At 73.7% G+C, this 3,063-nt stretch carries 4 protein-coding genes; all 4 read left to right on the top strand.

Features of this window, described 5'->3' with window-relative positions; genetic code table 11:
- Window positions 1–285 (top strand): ABC transporter ATP-binding protein C-terminal domain-containing protein (locus DKL51_RS04285; RefSeq protein WP_498070873.1); only part of this gene is annotated, 285 nt, incomplete at its 5' end.
- On the top strand, window positions 282–998 hold the full coding sequence (locus DKL51_RS04280; RefSeq protein ID WP_109943456.1) for an ABC transporter ATP-binding protein: 717 nt from the start codon (window positions 282–284) through the stop codon (window positions 996–998). The genes DKL51_RS04285 and DKL51_RS04280, both read left to right, overlap by 4 nt.
- 27 nt (window positions 999–1,025) lie before the next feature.
- On the top strand, window positions 1,026–1,904 hold the full coding sequence (locus DKL51_RS04275; RefSeq protein WP_109943457.1) for a branched-chain amino acid ABC transporter permease: 879 nt from the start codon (window positions 1,026–1,028) through the stop codon (window positions 1,902–1,904).
- Window positions 1,901–3,043 carry a branched-chain amino acid ABC transporter permease gene (locus tag DKL51_RS04270; RefSeq protein WP_124811748.1) on the top strand — a complete coding sequence of 381 codons (1,143 nt, stop codon included), beginning with the start codon at window positions 1,901–1,903 and terminating at the stop codon, window positions 3,041–3,043. Before DKL51_RS04275 ends, DKL51_RS04270 begins: the two co-directional genes overlap by 4 nt.
- Window positions 3,044–3,063: the final 20 nt, after the last annotated feature.

Genomic DNA, 3,063 nt, shown 5'->3' with positions numbered 1-3,063 from the left:
CTCCTGCTCGACGAGCCGGCCGGCGGGCTGAGCGCCGAGGACATCGCCGAGCTGGCCGACCTCATCCGGGCCCTGCCCGGCCGCGCCGACGGGGCCTGCTCGATCATGCTCGTCGAGCACCACATGGACCTGGTCATGTCGGTCTGCCACGAGATCGTGGTGCTCGACTTCGGAAAGGTCATCGCCTCGGGCGCCCCCGAGCAGGTGCGGGGCGACCCGCTGGTGACCGAGGCATACCTCGGCGCCGAGGTGCCGGCGGCGACGGGCCCGGGGGTCGGCTCGTGAGCGCCATCCTCCAGGTGGAGCAGCTCAGCTCCGGCTACGGCCCGGTGCCGGTCCTGCGCGACGTCAGCCTCGACGTGCCGACCGGGACCATCACCGCTGTCCTGGGTGCCAACGGCGCCGGGAAGACGACCCTGCTGCGTACCCTCTCCGGCCTGCTCCGTCCCACCGCCGGGCGGGTCCTCTTCGACGGCGCCGACCTGCGCGGCGTCCGGGTCGAACGCCTCGTGCGGCGCGGCCTGGCACACGTCCCCGAGGGACGCGGCGTGGTCGCCGAACTGACGGTGGACGAGAACCTCCGCCTGGGCGGGCTCTGGCGCCGCGACCGCGCCGACGCCCGCCGGGCGCAGGACGAGGTCTACCAGCTCTTCGAGCCGCTGGCCCGGCGCCGCCGGCACGCCGGGCACCAGCTCTCCGGCGGGGAACGGCAGATGCTCGCCCTCGGCCGGGCCCTGATCGCCCGCCCGAAGCTGCTGCTCCTCGACGAGCCGTCCCTCGGTCTCGCGCCCCGGGTCACCGGCCAGATCATGGCGCTGCTGCGTCAGCTCTGCGACCGCAGCGGCCTCACCGTGCTCCTCGTGGAGCAGAACGTCCGCAGCGCTCTCTCGGTCGCCGACCAGGGCGTGGTCATGTCCCTGGGTCGGGTGGCCATGGCCACCCCGGCCGCGCAGTTGCGCGACGACGAGCAGCTCCGCCACGCCTACCTCGGGTTCTGACCGCCACCACAAGGAAGGATCCCGCCGTTGGACCGGTTCCTGTTCCTCACCTTCGACGGACTCTCCACCGGCGCCGTCTACGCCGCCTTCGCCCTGGCCCTGGTGCTCATCTGGCGGGCCGCCCGGCTGGTCAACTTCGCGCAGGGCGCGATGGCGGTGGCGACGGCGTACGTCGGCTACGCCGTCGTCTCCGCCACCGGCTCGTACTGGCTCGGCTTCGGCGCGGCCGTCCTGGCCGGTCTGGCCCTCGGCGCACTGGTCGAGCGGGTCCTCATGCGCTTCGTCGGGCATGCCAACCCGCTCAACGACGTGATCGTCGCGCTCGGCCTGGTCCTGCTCATCCAGGCGGTGCTCGGCATGGTCTTCGGCAACGAGTACCGGCCGGCGGGGGTGCCGTTCGACACCGACGCGCTCACCGTCGGTGGGGTCGCCGCCCTGTCGCCGTACGACCTCTGGGTCCTCGGCGCGGTCCTGGTCGTCGTGGTGCTGCTCGCGCTGCTCTTCACCCGTACGCCGATCGGGCTGCGGATGCGGGCGTCCGCCTTCGCGCCCGAGGTGTCCCGGCTGCTCGGCGTCAACGTGGGCCGGATGCTGACGGTCGGCTGGGCGCTGGCCGCCGCGGTCGGCGCCCTCGCCGGCATGCTGGTCATCCCCACCGGGCTCGGCCTGCATCCACACGCGATGGATCTGGTCTTCGTCGTCGCCTTCACGGCGGCCGTGGTCGGCGGCCTGGACAGCCCGGCCGGCGCGGTGGTCGGCGGTTTGCTGGTCGGCCTCATCCTGTCGTACGTCACCGGCTACCTCGGCCCGGACACGACACCGCTGGCCATCCTCGTCCTGCTGCTGTCGGTCCTCCTGGTCCGGCCCGGCGGGCTCTTCTCCAGCGTGAAGGCGAGGCACGTGTGACCGCGACCCAGCCCTCCGACCTGTCCCCGGTGGACGGTCCCGCCGCCGCGCCCTCCCCGCTGCGCCGGCTGCTGCCCGGCGTGCCGGGCCCCGCCCGGACGGGCGGATCGACGCTGCTGCGCCACCTCGTCCTGGTCGTCCTCGCCGGCACCGTCGTCGTGCTCGTCACCAACCAGCTGGAGCCGTACCAGAACCTCCGGGTCGCCCGGGTCTGCGCGTTCCTCTGCGTCACCGCCGGCTACACCGTGCTGGTCGGCCTCAACGGCCAGCTCTCCCTCGGCCACGGGGCGCTGATGGCGACCGGCGCGTACACGGTCGCCCTGGTCCAGCAGGCCTTCGACGAGCGGTCCGTGCAGGGCCGCTGGATCCTGCCGCTGTCCCTGCTGCTCGCGGTCGTGGTGACCGCGGTGGCCGGGCTCGTCATCGGGCTGGCCGCCGCCCGGCTGCGCGGGCCGTACCTCGCCGGCGTCACCCTCGCCGTCGCGACGCTGGTCCCGGCGATCACCACCATCTTCACCGAGGTTTTCAACGGCGAGCAGGGGTTGCGCTTTCCCGTGGAGACGCCGCCGGCGTTCCTCGGCGCGTACTTCCAGCCGGAGCGCTGGCTGGCCTGGATCGCGCTGGTCGCGGCGCTGCTGACCATGGTGCTCATGGCGAACCTGGTCCGCAGCCGGTTCGGCCGGTCGCTGCGCGCCGTCCGCGACGACGAGGTGGCCGCCCGGCTCGCCGGCATCCACCTGGCCCGCACCCAGGTCCTCGCCTTCGTGGTCAGCGCCGCCTGCGCCGGTCTCGGCGGCGGCGTCTACGCGGTGCTCACCGCCACCGTCGCCCCGGGCAAGTTCAGTCTGGACCTGTCCCTGTTCCTGCTCATGGCCATCGTCATCGGCGGCCTCGGCAGCCTCGCCGGCGCCGTGTGGGGGGCGATCCTCCTGGTGGCGTTGCAGGACCTGCCGAGCCTCATCACCGAGAACGTCGCGCTGCCGCCGGGCCTGGCCCAGCGGCTGGAGGGCAACCTCGCCCTCGCCGTGTTCGGCCTGATCCTCATCGTCGTCATGCTCGTGGCCCCCGGCGGCCTGCAGGGTCTCGCCCGGAGGCTGGGCGCGCGGCTCCGGCCGCGTCGTCGGGCCCCGAGCCGTTGACGCATCCGTTCCCCCCACCC

This window comes from Micromonospora globispora (assembly GCF_003857015.1).
Classification (GTDB): domain Bacteria; phylum Actinomycetota; class Actinomycetes; order Mycobacteriales; family Micromonosporaceae; genus Micromonospora; species Micromonospora globispora.
This window is presented reverse-complemented; position numbering and strand designations above follow the sequence as displayed.